Below are 16,347 nucleotides of genomic sequence, written 5' to 3'. Positions count from 1 at the left end.
CAGCTCATGAACAGCCACAACGACGACCAGCGGCGAACCGCGGACACCTCCATCGGCCGCATCGTATCCGTCAATGGATCGAAAGCCATCGTCCTGCTCGACGGCTCCTCCGACGCGCGCGCGCGCAGCCTCAAAGACGGCCCCGACATGGGCACGCTGATCGCCATCGAAACGTCGAGCGCGCTCGTTCTCGCGATCGTCTCCGCACTGAGCGTTCCCGTTCCCTCGCAACGCGAAGGCGACGGCGAAGTCTGGATCGCCGAAATCGGCCTCGTCGGCGAGCTTGTCAAAGGTCTGGACGGCAAGCCGCTCAAATTCAATCGCGGCGTCACGAACTACCCTGCCCTTGGCGATCGCGCTCGCGTCGCGTCGAAATCAGAGCTGCAATGCGCGTTCTGCGGTGAAGCCGGTGAAACGGTCCGCGTCGGCTGCATCCGCCAGGATAGCTCCATTCCGGCGATGGTTCGCGTCGATGAGTTGCTCGGCAAGCATTTTGCGATCCTTGGAACCACGGGCACCGGCAAATCCTGCACCACGGCCCTGATCCTGCGGTCGATCCTCGAAAAGCATCCCGCAGCCCACATCGTTCTGCTCGATCCGCACAACGAATACGCGACCGCATTCACCGAATGGGCCGAGGTCGTCTCGCCGCGGAACATGCACCTGCCCTATTGGCTCCTGACGTTCGAGGAAATCGTTGAGGTGCTCGTCGGCGACGGCGAACGCAAGACCGAAACGGACGTGCTCCAGGATCTCATCCCGGTCGCGAAAGCCCGCTACGCCAACAGCCGCTCCGGAGAAGGTGCAAAGCCCCGCCGCGCCGACCACAGCCGCTATACCGTCGACACGCCCGTTCCCTATCGCATCTCCGAGCTTGTCGCGCTGATCGACGAGCGTATGGGCCGCCTCGAAAACAAACGGGATCTGACGCCCTATCGCAATCTGAAGCACCGCATCGAAACGGTCTCGAAGGACATCCGCTACTCCTTCATGTTCGGCTCGCTGACCGTCTACGACAGCATGACTCAGATCCTGAGCCGCATCTTCCGCGTGCCGGTCAACAACAAGCCGATCACGATCCTTGAGCTGACCGGCATTCCGTCGGAGATCGTCAACGTCGTCGTCTCCGTACTCTGCCGGCTGACGTTCGACTTCGCGCTCTGGAGCGAAGGCCAGGTCCCCGTAACGCTCGTCTGCGAAGAAGCGCATCGTTACGTTCCGGCGAACAGCGCCCTCGGCTTCGAGCCCTGCAAACGCGCTATCGCCAAGATCGCCAAGGAAGGCCGCAAATACGGCGCCTCGCTGTGCATCGTCACCCAGCGCCCCGCCGAAATCGATCCGACCATCCTGTCCCAGTGCAACACCGTGTTCGCGCTCCGCATGTCGAACGATCGCGACCAGGAGATCGTGACCTCCGCCGTTGCCGACACCGGCGCCGGCCTGCTCGAATTCCTTCCCTCGCTCGGCCAGCGCGAAGCGATCGCATTCGGCGACGGCATGGCGCTGCCCGTGCGCATCAAGTTCGACGAATTGCCCCCGCACGCACTGCCGCGCTCCTCGACCGCTCGCTTCTCCGAGCGATGGCAGAAATCTCTGGGCGACGATGGCTTCCTCGAACAGATCGTCGAGCGCTGGCGCCTGTCCGGAACCGCGACCGGCGACAATTCCCACAACATGGCTTTGATGGCGGACGCGCTGAGCATCAACTCTGCCGCCGATACGAACGCCAGCCCGGCCCCGGCACCGCAAGGCGAACCGCGCCGCGAAACGCCGCCGGCGCGCGGCAGCGCCGGGACGCCGGTTCCCGGAAACGGCCACCCCACGTCGCGCAAGGACGCGATGCCGCCCACGCATACTCCGCCCGCAGGTCATTCGGCCCGAAGCGCATCCGCGGCGTCGATGATGGGTGACCGCGTTAACGCGCCGGGCATGTCCTCGGCGCCCTCGCGGGCACCTTCCGAGCCGCCAAGTTCGCTGCGCACGCTGCGGGAAAGACTAACTCGCCCACACGGTTAACCGTTATCACTCTTCTCAATCAGTCCTTGCCGCGCGCCTGGGTCGACCCCAGAACTGTTCATTATTCTATCAGTAGCGGTGTCGTAGAACGGGCGCATGACTTTGGCTCGTTCCGTTAAATGGGGTTGGGGAAGTCGATGAGCGACATCTTTCCGGTAATTCTATCGGGCGGCTCCGGCACGCGCCTGTGGCCGCTGTCGCGGTCCATGTATCCGAAACAATTCATCCGGTTCTTCAACAGCCAGAACGGCAGCTTTCTCTCGGCCGCCCTCGGACGCTTGCAGCAGTCGTCGGGCTTCAAGGCTCCGATCCTTCTTTGCAATAACGATCATCGCTTTCTCATTCGCGAGGAAGTCGAGCGCTTGGGGATTGATCCGCTCGCGATCATCCTCGAACCCGTCGCGCGTAACACGGCTCCCGCCATCGCCGTCGCGGCGCTCGTCGCGCTCGAAGCAAGCCCTAAGGCGACGCTCGCCGTCATGCCGTCCGATCACGTCGTAAAGGACGATGCGGTGTTCGCAGCCGCCGTCAAACGCGCCGCCGAAGTCGCGGCGACCGGCAAGCTTGTCCTCTTCGGGATCAAGCCGAACGAGCCGCACACCGGCTACGGCTACATCAAGCAGGGCAGCGCGCTTGAAGGTTTCGAAGGCCAGGCGTTCGCCGTCGACTCCTTTGCCGAGAAGCCCGATCGCGCCACCGCGGAAACATATCTCGCGGCTGGCGATCGCTTCTGGAACAGCGGCATCTTCGTGCTCAACGCCCGGACATTCCTGAACGAAATCGAACGCCTGCAACCCGATATCTTGCAGGCCGCGCGCGCCGCGCTCGCAGGCGCCAAGGAAGACCTTGGATTTTTGCGCCTCGACAAGGCCGCCTTCGCGACGGCGCCGAATATTTCCGTCGACTACGCCGTGATGGAAAAAACCGGCGCAGCTGCCGTTCTGCCGCTCAATGTCGGCTGGAACGATGTCGGCTCATGGGCCTCGCTCTGGGACATTGCTCCGCGCGACGCCGCAGGCAACTTCGTCAAGGGCGACGCCATCCTCGAAGACACGTCGGACTGCTTTATTCATTCCGAGAAGGCGATCGTCTCGACCATCGGCGTCAAAGACCTCGTCATCGTCGATACGCCCGATGCCCTGCTGGTCGCGGATAAGAACCGGACGCAGGACGTCTCCAAGATCGTGCAGCGCCTGCGCTCCTCGAACCGCAAGGAGCAGGAGCAGCACCTCCGAAACTACCGCCCGTGGGGCTACTTCGAGACGTTGAACATCGGCCCGCGCTTCCAGGTGAAGCTTCTGCATGTGAAGCCCGGCGGCGTGCTGTCCATGCAAATGCACCATCATCGCTCCGAGCATTGGATCGTGGTGCAAGGAACCGCGCGCGTCGTCATCGGCGAGCGCGAGCAGCTCGTGCGCGAGAATGAGAGCGTCTACATCGTCGCGACGCAATGGCATCGCCTCGAAAACCCCGGCAAGGTGCCGGTCGAGATCATCGAGGTCCAGATCGGATCGTATCTCGGCGAGGACGACATCCTGCGCACGGACGACATCTATCACCGTGCGCCGGAAGAAACGAAATAAGCGCGGCTACTTTGGCTGATCCGGCGTGCGGAGCGTAAAGATGCGCCCCGTCGTCTTCGGCGGCTCGTCGCCAGGATCGGACTGAGCCGGGCCACCGCTCGCCACCGGTTCAGGCGCAACGGGCTCCGAAACCGCAGCTGGTTCCGCAGCCTCGCCCTGCGCAATCTTCTCCTGGAAATTCCGCCAGCTCACCGGAATGAACGCCAGATAGATAAGCGTAATCGCCGTCAGCGTCTGGTACGGGTACGTGAACAGCATCGCGACGACCGCGACCGCAATGACGAAGATCGGCAGAACCCACTCGCGGCCGACGCGTTCGCCGAGCAGCTTGCCCGAGTACGTCGGGATCGTTGAAACCATCATGAAGGCGATGAAAAGCGTGTAGACGAGCACGACCATCAGCGCCCAATGCGCTTTGATTTCCTCGAAGCCCAATTGATAGATGTAAACCGGCAGCAGCACCGCGATAGCCGCGGCGGGCGTCGGCATCCCGACGAAGTAATTCGATTGCCACTTCGGCTTGTCGTCATCGATCGCCGAATTGAAGCGCGCAAGTCTGAGCGCCGAGGTCAGCGCGAAAATCATCACGCAGATCCAGCCCGCGCTTTTGAGATCGCCAAGCCCCCAGTTGAAAATGAGAAACGCTGGAGCGACGCCGAAGTTGACGAAATCCGCGAGGCTGTCGAGTTCGGCCCCGAAACGCGATGATGCTTTGAGAAGGCGCGCGATCCGCCCGTCGATGCCGTCGAGGCACCCCGCGAACACGATCGCAGCGAGAGCCAGATCGTAACGGCCCTCGATCCCCATGCGGATCGACGTCAGACCCGCGCAGAGGCCGAGCAGCGTGAAGAAGTTCGGCACCAACATCCGCACCGGCACCTGCCGATGCCGGAACAGCGATCGCCTGCGGCGGCGTCGCGTTTCCGTTTCGATCCGTGGTTCTTCCATGTCCATGGCAGGCCTCCTCCAGGCGCATGCGCGGCCGTCGAACCCTCTTGCCCGAGACGGCCTCGGGCTTCAAAGCCGAGTGGTCCCTCTGGCTCAGGCGGCCTAAGCGAGACGCGCCTCACGCTCGGGCTCGACCGATTGAAGATCGGCGAAAACCGTTTCGCCCGCAACCGCTCGTTGGCCGACGCTCACAAGAGCGACCTTACCGGGTGGCAGATAAACATCCACACGCGAACCGAAGCGGATCAATCCGAATCGCTGTCCGGCCCCGATCACGTCGCCGATCTGCGAGAACGTCACGATCCGGCGCGCGACAAGCCCCGCAATCTGCACGACGCCGATTTCGCCCTCGGTCGGCGTCTCGATCACCAGAATACGCCGTTCATTGTCTTCACTCGCCTTATCGAGCGCCGCATTGAGAAATGCGCCCGGCACATAAAGCGAGCGCACGATGCGGCCCGCCACCGGCGAACGGTTGATGTGCACGTCGAAGACCGAAAGGAACGTCGAAATGCGCACGCGTTCTTCCGGACCCATCCCGAGTTCGGCGGGCGGCGTCACTTTCTCGATCGACGAAATCTTGCCGTCCGCCGCCGAGACGACGAGACCCGGCCGCAACGGCGTGACGCGCGCCGGATCGCGGAAGAAATAAACGACCCACGCTGTAATCGCGGCCGCGATCCATCCGAGCGGCGGATAGATCAGGAAGAAGATCAAAGTAACCACCGCGCCGATGGCGATGAACTTGTGCCCGTCCGGATGCACCGGCGCGAACGATTCAAAGATGGTATCGAGAAGTCCGTGGTTTCCAGACACGTTTGCCTCCTGGCGCGCGATGAACTGCGAAAATCGCGCGGGATTACGAGATTGGCACGGCAACGAAGCGAAGATCGCCCTTGCCGTCTTCGACGCGGAATAGCACGGCCTTGCGTCCGGCCTTCCTGACCTTATCGACGCTCGCCGCGACGTCGCCCGGATCGCTCACCGCTTCCTGCGCCGCCTCGACGATCACATCGCCGGCTTTGATGCCCTTTTTCGCTGCCGCGCTTTGCGGATCGATGCTTTCGACGACCACGCCTTTGATCTTGTCATCGAGTCCGTACTTGCGCCGGAGTTCCGACGTCAGCGCCGAAAGCTTGAGCCCGATGATCGACGATCCCGGCGCCGGGCTCTCGCTGCCCTGCTCTTTCAGATCGCTGTCGGTGTCGTCGCCGTCATCAAGGCGCCCGACCGTCACTTGCAGCGTCTTGCGCTCGCCTTTGCGCAGAAGCTCGACATCCGCGGCTTTGCCGATCGGCGCCTGCGCCACGATCCTCGGCAGGCCGCGCATCGAAGTCACGTCCTTGTTGTCGAACTTCAGAATGACGTCGCCGGCTTCGAGGCCTGCTTTCGCCGCCGGGCTCTCGGGCGTCACGGCCGCGATCAACGCGCCGCTGTTTTCCGGCACGCCGAGCGTCTCGGCGATGTCGTCCGTCACCGTCTGAATCTTCACACCAAGCCAGCCGCGCCGGACTTCACCGAATTGCTTCAGCTGATCGACGACGTTCGCGACCGTGTCCGAAGGCACGGCAAAGCCGATGCCGATCGAGCCGCCGGTCGGCGATATGATGGCCGTATTCACGCCGATCACTTCGCCGTCCATGTTGAACAGCGGCCCGCCCGAGTTGCCCTTGTTGATCGCAGCATCGGTCTGCAGATAATCGTCGTAAGGCCCGGAATTGATGTCGCGGCTCTTCGCCGAGATGATGCCCAGCGAAACCGAGCCCCCGAGCCCGAACGGATTGCCGATCGCCATCACCCAGTCGCCGACTTCGAGCGTGGCCGACGGCCCGAACTTGACGTCCTTGAGCGGCTTCTTCGGCGTGACCTTGAGCAGCGCGAGATCGGCCTTCGTATCGCGGCCGAGCACCTTGTCGACCTTCAGCTTCGAGCCATCGTGAAAATTGATCTCGATCTCTTCGGCGCCTTCGATCACGTGGTTATTGGTGACGATCAGGCCTTCGTTGCCGTCGATCACGAAGCCGGAGCCGAGCGACGAAATCTTGCGATCCGAATTGGGAACGCCGCCGCGCTTGTTGAAGAAGTCGTCGAAGAAGTCCTCGAACGGCGCGCCCTTCGGCACCTTCGGCAGCGGCACGCCGCTCGGTCCCTTGACGGTCTGCGAGGTGGAGATGTTGACGACGGCGTCGACGAGCTTCTTCGCGACCGGCGCAACCGACGCCGGGCCGTTCTGGAACGCCTGCGCCGGACACGAAAACAGCGCCATCGTCATGATCGCGCTGAGCAGCAGCCGAGGCATAAGCACGGATATTTTTCCGGTCATCGCAGAACTCCAGTGTCCGACCCCACGCGACGCTCGGCGGGACCTATGGGGCTTCAGTGGCGCAAGATCGCAGCATCAAAGTGACGATCGTAGCATATAGCCGGGATGGGGGGACAAGTCGGCTTCCGACCTTATCCTCGGACGAGCCAGACGAGAAAAACTCCAAACGCGACGGCCACGAGAGCTCCGGCCTGAATCGGGCCGTTTCCCCGGCTGGCGATGTCCGTGACGACACGCCGCGCAGCATCCGGGGCGACCGCCCAGAGTAGCCCTTCAAGAACAAGGGCTACTCCGAGGCCGGTCAGAAGATCGTTCATCGCTCAGGCGTGACCGTGACGGAAGGCGCCGGAGCCCGTTTCACGCCACCGTTCGGATCTTCGAAGTAGCGGAAGAAGTCGCTGCTCGGCGACAGAAGCAAACGCGTGTCGCTCGGCTTGATCGCCGTCGTGTACGCCTGCATCGAACGGTAGAACTGGAAGAAGTCCGGGTCCTTTCCGAACGCGTCCGCGAAGATGCGGCTGCGCTGAGCTTCGCCGTCACCGCGAATTTCGTCCGACTTCTGCGTCGCCGTCGCCTTGATGATCGTCACCGCCTTGTCGGCGTTGGCGCGAATGCGGTTGCTCTCGGCTTCACCCTGCGCCCGAAGCTCCGTTGCCTCACGAACGCGGTCGGCGCGCATGCGATCGTAGACCTTGACGAGGTTCACCTTCGGCAGATCGGCGCGCTTGAGACGCACGTCGACGACTTCAAGTCCGTAATCGCGGCCTTCTTTGTTCACCTGCGCCGCGATCTCCTTCATCAGCGACTCGCGCTTGTCCTTGACGATCTCCTGCAGCGTCGCAGAACCGAGCACGCGCCGGATTTCAGATTCGATCAGCGGTCCGACGACTTCACGCACGCGCTCTTCGTTGCGCACGTTCTGATAGAACTTGAGCGGGTCCGTGATGCGGTAACGCGCATAGGCGTCGACGATCAAGCGCTGCTGATCCGCCGCCGTGACTTCCTGCTCCGTCGTATCGAGATCGAGAATACGCTTGTCGAATTTCTCGACCGTATCGATGAACGGAACTTTCCACTTCAGTCCGGGCGTCTCGATGATCTGCTGCGTTTTACCGAAGCGCAGCACCATCGCCTGCTCGTTCTGATGCACGATGAATGCCGAGGCATAGAGACCCGCAGCCGCGAGGCCCAATACCGTAAGAATGAAAGCGAAGAATGCGCGCATATTATTTCGATCCTTCGGACGTTTCACGCTTCTGCAGCTGATCTAGCGGCAGGTAAGGCACGACGCCCTGGCCACTCTTCTGGTCGATGATGATCTTGTCGGCGCCCTCGAGCACGCGCTCCTGCATTTCGAGATACAAGCGCTGCCGCGTGACGTCCGGCGCCTTCTTGTATTCGTCGTAGACCTTGAGGAAGCGCGCCGCCTGACCGGTTGCCTCGGCGACGGTCTGGTCGCGATAGCCTTCGGCCGCGGCTACGATGCGATCGGCATCGCCTCGCGCTCTCGGCGTAACCTGGTCGGCGTAGGTTTGCGCCTGCTTGACCAGCGTTTCTCTCTCTTGCGCGGCCGCCGCAACCTCGCGGAACGAGCCGATGACTTCTTCCGGCGGATCGACTTCCTTGAGCTGGATCTGGTCGATCTTGATGCCCGCCCGATAATAATCGAGCGTCTTCTGCATCAGCTTTTGCACGTCTTCCTGAATTTGCTGCCGCCCACCTGTCAGAAGCGGCTGCAATGCCGACTGGCCGACCACTTCACGCATCGCGCTTTCGGCAACCTCACGCACCGTCGTCTCCGGCTGCGCGATATTGAATAGGAACTGCTGGACGCCGGTATCGCCATTTTCGCTCTTGTCCGGGCTGATGCGCCAGAACACGACGAAGCGGACATCGACGACGCTGCCGTCGCCGGTCAGCATCAGGCCGCTGTCGCGCGCTCCGAGGGTACTACGGGCGCTGCCGACTTCGATCGTCCGCTGCTGCGTGACTTTCGGCAGCCGCACTTCTTCGATTGGATACGGCAAACGCCAATGTAGACCTGGCGTATCCCAACGGTTGTATTCGCCAAAGCGCAGAACGATGCCCTGCTCGTCGGGATTCACGCGATAGAAGAAGCCGTAGAACGTTGCGCCGGCGAGAAGCAGAAGCCCGACGAGGAAAATAAACGTCTTCGGAACGCCGCCGCCGATGCCGCCCGAGCCATTGCCTCCGGCGCCGCCACCGCCGCCGCGCATGACACGGCGCATGCGGTCCTGGCCACGACGCAAAATCTCATCGAGATCCGGCGGCTCCTTGCCGCCGCCACCGCCAGAGCCCCAAGGCCCTTGCCCCCACGGACCGCCGCCGCCGCCGCCACCACCGCTGCCTTTTCCGCCGCCTTGATTACTCCAGGGCATAAATCAGGGCCTCTCTCGCATCTGAGCTGAAATTGAAGTGACGCATCCGCCTTCCGGCTCCTCGGTGCGGCGTCGGTCGGAAGACGACATTGAGACGTGCACGGTGAAAGCCTCGGGGACGCAAAAGAAAACAAGGTTCGGGGGAGCTTATAAGGTACGGTTCCCTCGATCGCAAATTCCCAACCCCTTGGATTATCGGAATTTGGGGCGTCGCGGCGGCGCTTCAAGGGTTTGAGACGCCGGCTCGCGCACTCTTTTACCTGCGTTCGTAAACGCTGAGCGTCGACGCAAACTCGTCGCGCGGCCCTTGCGGCAAGGCTTCTTTCGCCACTTCCTGCCAAACGGCGTCGTCAAGCGGCGGAAAATACCTGTCGCCTTCCACGCTCACATGAACGCGCGTCAGATAGATGCGATCTGCAACCGGCAGCGTGGCATCGAACACCGCGACGCCGCCGATAACCATGATCTCATCGGCCCCGCGCGTGGTCGCCAGGATGCGCGCCAGCGTCAGCGCTTCGGTGACGTTTTCGCAGGTCGAAACGTCGGCCGCATCGAACGCCGGATCGCGCGTCACGACGATGTTGTCACGGCCGTCGAGCGCCTTGCCGATCGACTGGAACGTCCGCCGCCCCATGATCATGGGCTTGCCCATCGTCAGCTTGCGGAACAGCTTGAGATCGGACGAGAGCCGCCACGGCAGCGCGCCGTCACGGCCGATGACGCCGTTTTCCGAAACGGCGACGACCAGGGAAATAGGTAAGTCATTCATCCCCGACCGATAGCAACGGCAGACACGAGAATCAAATCCTACGTCGTAGCCTGCCAATGCGCCGAATCGGTTCATCAACACCGACTAGCAAGCCATTAAACGGCGCAATTCCCGATTCAACTGTTTGCCGAATGTGGGAAACCCTACGGCTATTTCAGCAGCAACATTGCGACAGACCGAGAATCGCTCATCAATGTGCTCAAATCATAAAGATTGGGGGAATTCGTGAAATCCACGCCATTGGGCATCGCAATTTTCGCTTTGTTCGTTTCCGCCTGCGCAAAATCGCCGGATAGCATTGCACCGGCATACATAAGCGAAGTCGGCTATCAGAATTGGAGCTGCCCTCAGCTGGCGGAAGAAAGCAACCGCCTTTCTGCAGCGCTATCTAGCGCATCGATTCAACAGGAAAACGCCCGCACAAACGATACCGTTGGTGTCATATTGATTGGCCTGCCCGTTTCTAGTCTCTCCGGCGACAATATCGCACCTGAAATTGCGCGCCTCAAAGGAGAAACGGAAGCCGTTCGGAAAGCATCAATGTCTAAGGGGTGCGGCACACCATCTGCAATCAAGCCACCCTCAGTCGTGACATCCAGCATACGATAACCAATATTTCGCCAGTATTACTTCGCGTGCAAATTAATAGAGTGACAATTTAAACCGCCACCGGCGCCTTGATGTGCGGCCAGGGATCGTAGCCCTCGAGGCTGAAATCCTCGTACTTGAAATCGAAGATCGACGTCACCGCCGGATTGATCTTCATCCTCGGCAGCGCACGCGGGGTGCGCGAAAGCTGCAAGTCCGCCTGCTCCAGGTGATTCAAATAAAGATGCGCATCGCCGAACGTGTGCACGAACTCGCCCGGCTCCAATCCCGTGACCTGCGCCATCATCATCGTCAGCAGCGCGTAACTCGCAATGTTGAACGGCACACCGAGAAAAATATCTGCCGACCGCTGATAAAGCTGACACGAGAGCTTGCCGTCCGCGACGTAGAACTGCACGAGGCAGTGACACGGCGCCAGCGCCATGCGCGGAATATCGGCCGGATTCCACGCCGAAACGATAATGCGCCGGCTGTCCGGATTTGTTTTCAGCGTCTCGACGACCTCTTTGATCTGGTCGATCGTTTCGCCGTCCGGCGCGCTCCACGCGCGCCACTGCTTGCCGTAGACGGGACCGAGTTCGCCCTCGGGGTCGGCCCACTCATCCCAGATCGAAACGTCGTTCGCCTTGAGATACTCGATGTTGGTCGCCCCGGAGAGAAACCACAACAGCTCGACGATGATCGACTTGACGTGCAGCTTCTTCGTCGTGACCAGCGGAAAACCTTCGCTGAGATCGAAGCGCATCTGATGCCCGAACACGCTGAGCGTGCCGGTGCCCGTGCGGTCCGTTTTCTTCACGCCTTCGGTGCGCACGCGGCGCAATAAATCGAGATATTGCTGCATCGGAAAGGCTCTAGCGCGATTCTGGCTACGCTTCAGCTCCGGCCCCACGGCTATCCCGTTACGGCTGAGCTGTTCGGCGCAAACGCCAGGATGAGAACGATCAACGAGTTGTAAACACCATGACAGACGATCGGCGTCAAAAGGGTGCCGGTCTTCTCGCGGACCAGGGCCAGATAAATGCCGATCAGCGTGATCGCCGCGATGCCGTAAACGGAATAATGCGCGTGCAGTAGTGCCCACATGATCGCCGACGCTGCCGCTGCTCCGCCAATTCCAAGCGATGACCGTCGCAACGCCCCGTAAACCAACCCGCGAAACAGGCATTCTTCCGCGATCGGCGCTCCAATTCCGGCGGCGATCAAAACCAGCCACCACGTCTGCGCCTTCATCAGATCAGCGAACGGACTGATGTCCTGACGGAACGCATCCCGGTCTAGCGCGAAGACCACGGCGCCATAGAGAAACGCCAGCGTAATCAGTCCCAGCGTCGCCAAGACGAATGTTTTGAGACCGCCCCTAGGCGCCGCGAAACGGACAAAAGACTCGCCCCTTCGCGTGAACAGCGCGTTCGCCAGAAGCACCAGCGCCACCGTCGCGAGCTGAAATCCGAACAAAGAAACGGCGACCCGCGCCGTCTGCAGCGCTTCCGGCTCGCCTGCGGCAAATGCGCGAGGCTCTTCGGCCCGCGCCCAGACATCGAAAAGCGCCGTCGCTCCGAACCCTGCCAGCATCCCGGACACGATGATCGCCGCCGTCGCCGCCAGCACGAGCACCACCGATTTCCACGATAAAGTCGCGTCGGGCGCGGAAGCCTGGTCTTCGACTGAAACGGCCACGTGCACCCTTTCTGCTTGGCGTTTGCAACGCTCAAACGCGGCCATCCGGTAACAGCTTTTTCACGGGCTTGCGAATGCGGTCTTCGAAACGCTTTCGTTCTGGCTCGCCAGTGATTATATCTGAAGGGCTGGCTTGCCAGCTATGGTGATAAACGCGGTCGTAATAAGCCGATCGGACCCGGGGGCGGTACCCGGCGCCTCCACCACTTTCTCCTTACCGCGCTTCGCGGCCGGCTCCCCGGAGGGGAGTCGCGAAGCGCAAACAGGGAGTCTATGGGGGCGAAATAGGATCGACGAAGGTCTAAAGGACTTAGCTTTTGCCCGGCATGATACCACCGTTATCGGGTCACACAGAATAGTTGCCAATGACAACTATGCTGAGGCCGCTCTCGCTGCGTAATGCAGTGCGAATAGCCTGAACTTGAAGCCCTTATCCTTAGCCGGATAAGGCGCGGTTCGGAGGGCACCGGGCAACAGAAGCCCTCCACTTCTCGCGGCTAGTAGGTAAACGGGCTTGACTGAGCGGCAAATCTGATTTCAGAGGTCGGTCAGAGCACGGCATTCTTGAAGGCGGAAGCATGGCAACGGGGCCATCGATCGATTACGCAAAACTGCAGCAGGAGGCGATGCGCGGCGTTGTGCGCGCGGTTCTCCAGCAGATCGTGAAATCCGGTCTCCCGGGCGAGCATCATTTTTATATCTCGTTTCTGACCCAGGCCCCGGGCGCCATCGTCTCGAAGCGGCTCAAAGAAAAATACCCGAGCGAGATGACGATTGTGCTTCAGCACCGCTTCTGGGACTTGATCGTCTCGGACGATCGCTTCGAAGTGAAGCTGACGTTCGACGGCATCCCCGAACGCCTCGTCGTGCCGTTCTCCGCGATCAAGGTCTTCATCGATCCGAGCGTCCGCTACGGCCTTCAGTTCGACGACGACGTCAGCGACAACGAACCGATGCACGAGCCGCGTCACGCTATGACGGCCGACGCGACCTACGATCAGATCGGTGAAGCAGGAACCGAAGTTCCGCGCACGACACCGAAGAAGCCGCGCGCACCGAGAAAGCCCCGCGTCGCGGATAAGGATGCAGCAGCCCGCGATCCGGCCGCCACTGTTCCGCCCTCGCCCGAGCCCGCCACGCGCGCTGGCGAAGTCGACGCGAAAGACGACGACGATGCGACGGCACCTCCGTCCGAAGGCGCCAAGATCCTGAGCCTCGACCAGTTCCGCAAGAAGTAAGCGAGCGCGTTTAAACGCATCGCTTGCGCGCTGCCACCCGCCCCGCACTGCGGCGCGAAGTGCTACGCATATCCGACCCATCCCCGCCACGTGAACGCCGCGTAGAACAGCGCCACGTCGCGAAAGCCAGCCTCTTCCAAAATCGCCTGGTCCTGTTCCGGCGTGATCGCCCGCAACTTGGCATCGACGTTCGCGCGAGCGCTTTCCGCCAAACTCGGATCGACACCCGACGCCACGGCGAACGCCGCATAGCGCGACAGCCATAGTGCGCGAGCGCCATCCGCCTGCGGAAAGCTCGAATGCGCGGCGACGAACGGCGCGCCTGGCTTCAATCGCCGCCGGATTTCTCGCTCCGTCCTACGGCGCTCATCGGCATCGAGGAAATGCAGCGTGAGCAGGCAAACGGCAGCATCGAAAGCCGTCTCGGAAACATCATCGATATAACCCTGCTGAAGTGTGACGCGTGCGTTGAGAGGCCCAAGCATTCTCTCCGCGAGCGTCAGCATCTCCGCCGCCGGGTCGACGCCGACAAACGTCCATCCCGCGTGAGCTTCCGCCAGCGCTTTGAGCTCGAGCCCGCCGCCCGCGCCGAGAACCAGAACACGCGCATTTTCCGGAACGCGCTCTGCGAGAAGTAAGCCCGTCATGCGATGCAGGTCGCTCAAGCCCGGAACGAAACGGCGCGGACCATCCGCGTAGTTCGCGACTGCATCCGGATCGGAATACGCCTTGAGCAACCACGCATCGTCCTTCTCAGGCTTCATCGATATCGCCCCCCGTTCGCCAATTAGAATGTTATAATATTATAAATAACACGCGCACGCACCGCGACAACCATCCCGAGCGGCATTGCTCAGTCCGGTGTCGCAAGAGACACAGCACGGCGCTCACGCCTGGAAAAACCAACGGGCGCTTTCCAATGGCGGAACGCCCGGCGAACGAACGCCGGGCGTCATTGTGACTTTACTGTGCAGTCAGGGAGGAGATACCCGAACGTCGCACGACCGCCGGCGGATTCCATTTGCCCGTCAGCGCATCAGATCTCGGGGCGTAGAGGCGCATGGTCAGATTGAATGACCCTTTTGGTGCTGGAAGCCAGTTCGTTTCGTGTTCGGCGCCAGGACTTTCGTTCTGAAAATAAAGATCGAGCGAACCATCGGAATTATACTTGAAAGGCATCCAACTACTCACCGCAAAGCGATTGAGGCTGTTGGCAACCTGGAAACCCTCGTCGTCATAGAGCGTGATGGACCAGAAGGCATTCACCGGCGGAAGCGCGGCCTTGTCGAAATGAATTGTATAGTTGTTGGCGCCGTCGAGAGGCTTTCCCGTTTCGTCGGCAAGGTTCGCCGGATAAATCGCGTCCTCCGGCAGGTTCGCGCCGAGACCATATTGCGTAATGAGGGCGCGCTTCAGATAGTAATTACCATAGACCCCCATCGTATCCGTGTTCATCGACCAGCCGTTGGCCACACGCGCAAGCGTGGGGAGCTTCCATTTTAGGAGCTGCTGCGCTTCCTGCGGGACCGTTTCAAGCGTCTTCTGAATAGCAGGATCCAATGTCGTGATATCGAAGCTCTTGCCAGGCTCGATGCCAATCTGGCGCATCTGCGCGATGATCGGTTGATCGGTGATGTGCGGAGGATGCAGCTTTAGGAGTTCGGCTGCATACGCAAAGAATTTTCCGGCGGGCATTGCGTCGACGACGGTCTTTGGCGGCGTTGTGACATCGACGCTTGGATCAATTTTAGCTTCAATAGGCGTCGGCGTTTTGCCCCATTCGGACAGCCGCGTGACCTTATAACCTGCCTGGATCTGGTGAACCGCATCGTAATCGTCCGGACCATCCGTTTTCGTGCGGCCGATAATCCAGACATACGGCGTTGGCGCATCGATACGCTGAGCATCGTGAGGAAGTTCGCCGTTCGAACCGGGCTTCCAACCAGGCGGCACGATCACAAAGTTATGAGCTTGTGTTCCCGTCGTGCGCCAGCCAGGAGAGGCAAAGACGTCCGTCCACATGTCGAGCATTGGCAACAGATAGTATCGCCCGTGCGTATCGGGCACCGAGACCACCATCGGCTCTTTCGTCAAGTCGAGCCACGCGCTCGAATAAAGCGTATCGAAATTTGGCCGGACGACATCCCGCATATCGGCGGCAGGATAGGCCCCTATATTGGCGAAGGTATTCGCCGGACCACCAATCGATCCTTTACCCGGCGCAGTGTTCGTCAGCTGCTTACGGGTCAAGTCCATCGTTACGGGAGAATAGAAATACAGGTACGCATTGACGGCGATGTCGTGCGCTTCCTGCGGATTGATGGCCTGGGCGTTGACCGCCGTAGAGGAACCGACCGCTACGGCAAACGACCAACCTAAAATGATCGCGCTAACGACTGTGCCTTTTCTTGGGGATGGTTTTTCTGGCATCGTGCAGGCTCCTGCCCTCGCAATACCCCGCGCCAAAAACGCAGATTACGGAATTCCTACGATCGCGCCAGACCATATTGCGCAAAGAAATCGTCAATTAATTCGATTTTCAGCCCTCAGCCGGTACAAATCTCTCCCGCTAACCATGCTCGCTCTTTCCGCGAGCAACTTATCCCCGCTCTTTCCCGCGCTCGCATACTCCGCTCGTCTCATCACGCTGACAAAGGGCATGAGCTCGTGCCGCGAGACCTGAGTGGTGAGAACATGTGGGGCCGCGCGGAGAAATCGGTATGCCGCGGGTTTTCTGCCTGCCGCGCGCGGGCCTCTGAGGAGGCAGCGCGGTGAAACGCCG

15 protein-coding genes and 1 other RNA gene are annotated in these 16,347 nt (G+C 61.0%); 5 read left to right on the top strand and 11 right to left on the bottom strand.

Translation table 11 applies throughout. The features are described from left to right. Positions 1–6 precede the first annotated feature (6 nt). Entirely contained in the window at positions 7–2,016 is a 2,010-nt protein-coding gene (locus HDEN_RS01340; protein ID WP_013214322.1) for an ATP-binding protein, read from the top strand. Between the two features lie 137 nt (positions 2,017–2,153). Beyond that, entirely contained in the window at positions 2,154–3,599 is a 1,446-nt protein-coding gene (locus HDEN_RS01335; protein WP_013214321.1) for a mannose-1-phosphate guanylyltransferase/mannose-6-phosphate isomerase, read from the top strand. Between the two features lie 6 nt (positions 3,600–3,605). Here the strand turns inward: HDEN_RS01335 and pssA are convergent, their stop codons facing one another. The 7 genes from pssA to HDEN_RS01300 all read right to left on the bottom strand — a co-directional run bounded on the left by pssA (position 3,606) and on the right by HDEN_RS01300 (position 10,038). Continuing rightward, positions 3,606–4,553, bottom strand: coding sequence for a CDP-diacylglycerol--serine O-phosphatidyltransferase (pssA, locus tag HDEN_RS01330; protein WP_013214320.1), 948 nt, complete (start codon positions 4,551–4,553; stop codon positions 3,606–3,608). 96 nt (positions 4,554–4,649) lie between these two features. After that, positions 4,650–5,363: a phosphatidylserine decarboxylase gene (locus HDEN_RS01325; RefSeq protein ID WP_013214319.1), complete on the bottom strand. Its 714-nt coding sequence runs from the start codon at positions 5,361–5,363 to the stop codon at positions 4,650–4,652. A 43-nt stretch (positions 5,364–5,406) separates the two neighbouring features. Next, positions 5,407–6,870: a Do family serine endopeptidase gene (locus HDEN_RS01320; protein ID WP_013214318.1), complete on the bottom strand. Its 1,464-nt coding sequence runs from the start codon at positions 6,868–6,870 to the stop codon at positions 5,407–5,409. 131 nt (positions 6,871–7,001) lie between these two features. Beyond that, the gene (locus HDEN_RS01315) at positions 7,002–7,187 is read right to left on the bottom strand and encodes a DUF2065 domain-containing protein (RefSeq protein WP_013214317.1); all 186 of its coding nucleotides are present in this window, start codon (positions 7,185–7,187) and stop codon (positions 7,002–7,004) included. Beyond that, positions 7,184–8,095, bottom strand: coding sequence for a protease modulator HflC (gene hflC, locus HDEN_RS01310; protein WP_013214316.1), 912 nt, complete (start codon positions 8,093–8,095; stop codon positions 7,184–7,186). The genes HDEN_RS01315 and hflC overlap by 4 nt, the downstream gene beginning before the upstream one ends. Position 8,096: 1 nt before the next feature. Continuing rightward, positions 8,097–9,269 (bottom strand): FtsH protease activity modulator HflK, encoded by a 1,173-nt coding sequence (gene hflK, locus HDEN_RS01305; protein ID WP_013214315.1) that lies wholly within the window; start codon positions 9,267–9,269, stop codon positions 8,097–8,099. Positions 9,270–9,525: 256 nt separating this feature from the next. Next, complete coding sequence (locus tag HDEN_RS01300) at positions 9,526–10,038, bottom strand: dihydrofolate reductase (protein ID WP_013214314.1); 513 nt, start codon at positions 10,036–10,038, stop codon at positions 9,526–9,528. Between the two features lie 225 nt (positions 10,039–10,263). Here HDEN_RS01300 and HDEN_RS17890 point away from each other — a divergent pair, with 225 nt between their 5' ends. After that, positions 10,264–10,647, top strand: a complete 384-nt coding sequence (locus tag HDEN_RS17890; protein ID WP_245256691.1) for a hypothetical protein — start codon at positions 10,264–10,266, stop codon at positions 10,645–10,647. Between the two features lie 49 nt (positions 10,648–10,696). On the opposite strand, the gene HDEN_RS01295 is transcribed toward HDEN_RS17890, so the two are convergent. Both HDEN_RS01295 and HDEN_RS01290 read right to left on the bottom strand, forming a co-directional pair. Beyond that, positions 10,697–11,491, bottom strand: a complete 795-nt coding sequence (locus HDEN_RS01295; protein WP_013214312.1) for a thymidylate synthase — start codon at positions 11,489–11,491, stop codon at positions 10,697–10,699. Positions 11,492–11,541: 50 nt separating this feature from the next. Beyond that, positions 11,542–12,327 carry a CPBP family intramembrane glutamic endopeptidase gene (locus HDEN_RS01290; RefSeq protein WP_013214311.1) on the bottom strand — a complete coding sequence of 262 codons (786 nt, stop codon included), beginning with the start codon at positions 12,325–12,327 and terminating at the stop codon, positions 11,542–11,544. An 88-nt stretch (positions 12,328–12,415) separates the two neighbouring features. Here HDEN_RS01290 and ssrA point away from each other — a divergent pair. Beyond that, positions 12,416–12,816, top strand: a transfer-messenger RNA (tmRNA) gene (gene ssrA / locus HDEN_RS17885). An 89-nt stretch (positions 12,817–12,905) separates the two neighbouring features. Continuing rightward, the gene (locus HDEN_RS01285; protein ID WP_013214310.1) at positions 12,906–13,565 is read left to right on the top strand and encodes an SspB family protein; all 660 of its coding nucleotides are present in this window, start codon (positions 12,906–12,908) and stop codon (positions 13,563–13,565) included. 62 nt (positions 13,566–13,627) lie between these two features. Here HDEN_RS01285 and HDEN_RS01280 read toward each other — a convergent pair whose 3' ends face one another. Further along, a complete protein-coding gene (locus HDEN_RS01280) occupies positions 13,628–14,329 on the bottom strand; it encodes a class I SAM-dependent methyltransferase (RefSeq protein ID WP_013214309.1) in 702 nt (233 codons plus the stop codon). Between the two features lie 199 nt (positions 14,330–14,528). Beyond that, positions 14,529–15,995 (bottom strand): DUF1254 domain-containing protein, encoded by a 1,467-nt coding sequence (locus HDEN_RS01275; RefSeq protein WP_013214308.1) that lies wholly within the window; start codon positions 15,993–15,995, stop codon positions 14,529–14,531. Positions 15,996–16,347: the final 352 nt, after the last annotated feature.

The sequence above is a fragment of the Hyphomicrobium denitrificans ATCC 51888 genome (genome assembly GCF_000143145.1).
In the GTDB taxonomy this organism is placed as follows: domain Bacteria; phylum Pseudomonadota; class Alphaproteobacteria; order Rhizobiales; family Hyphomicrobiaceae; genus Hyphomicrobium_B; species Hyphomicrobium_B denitrificans.
This window is presented reverse-complemented; position numbering and strand designations above follow the sequence as displayed.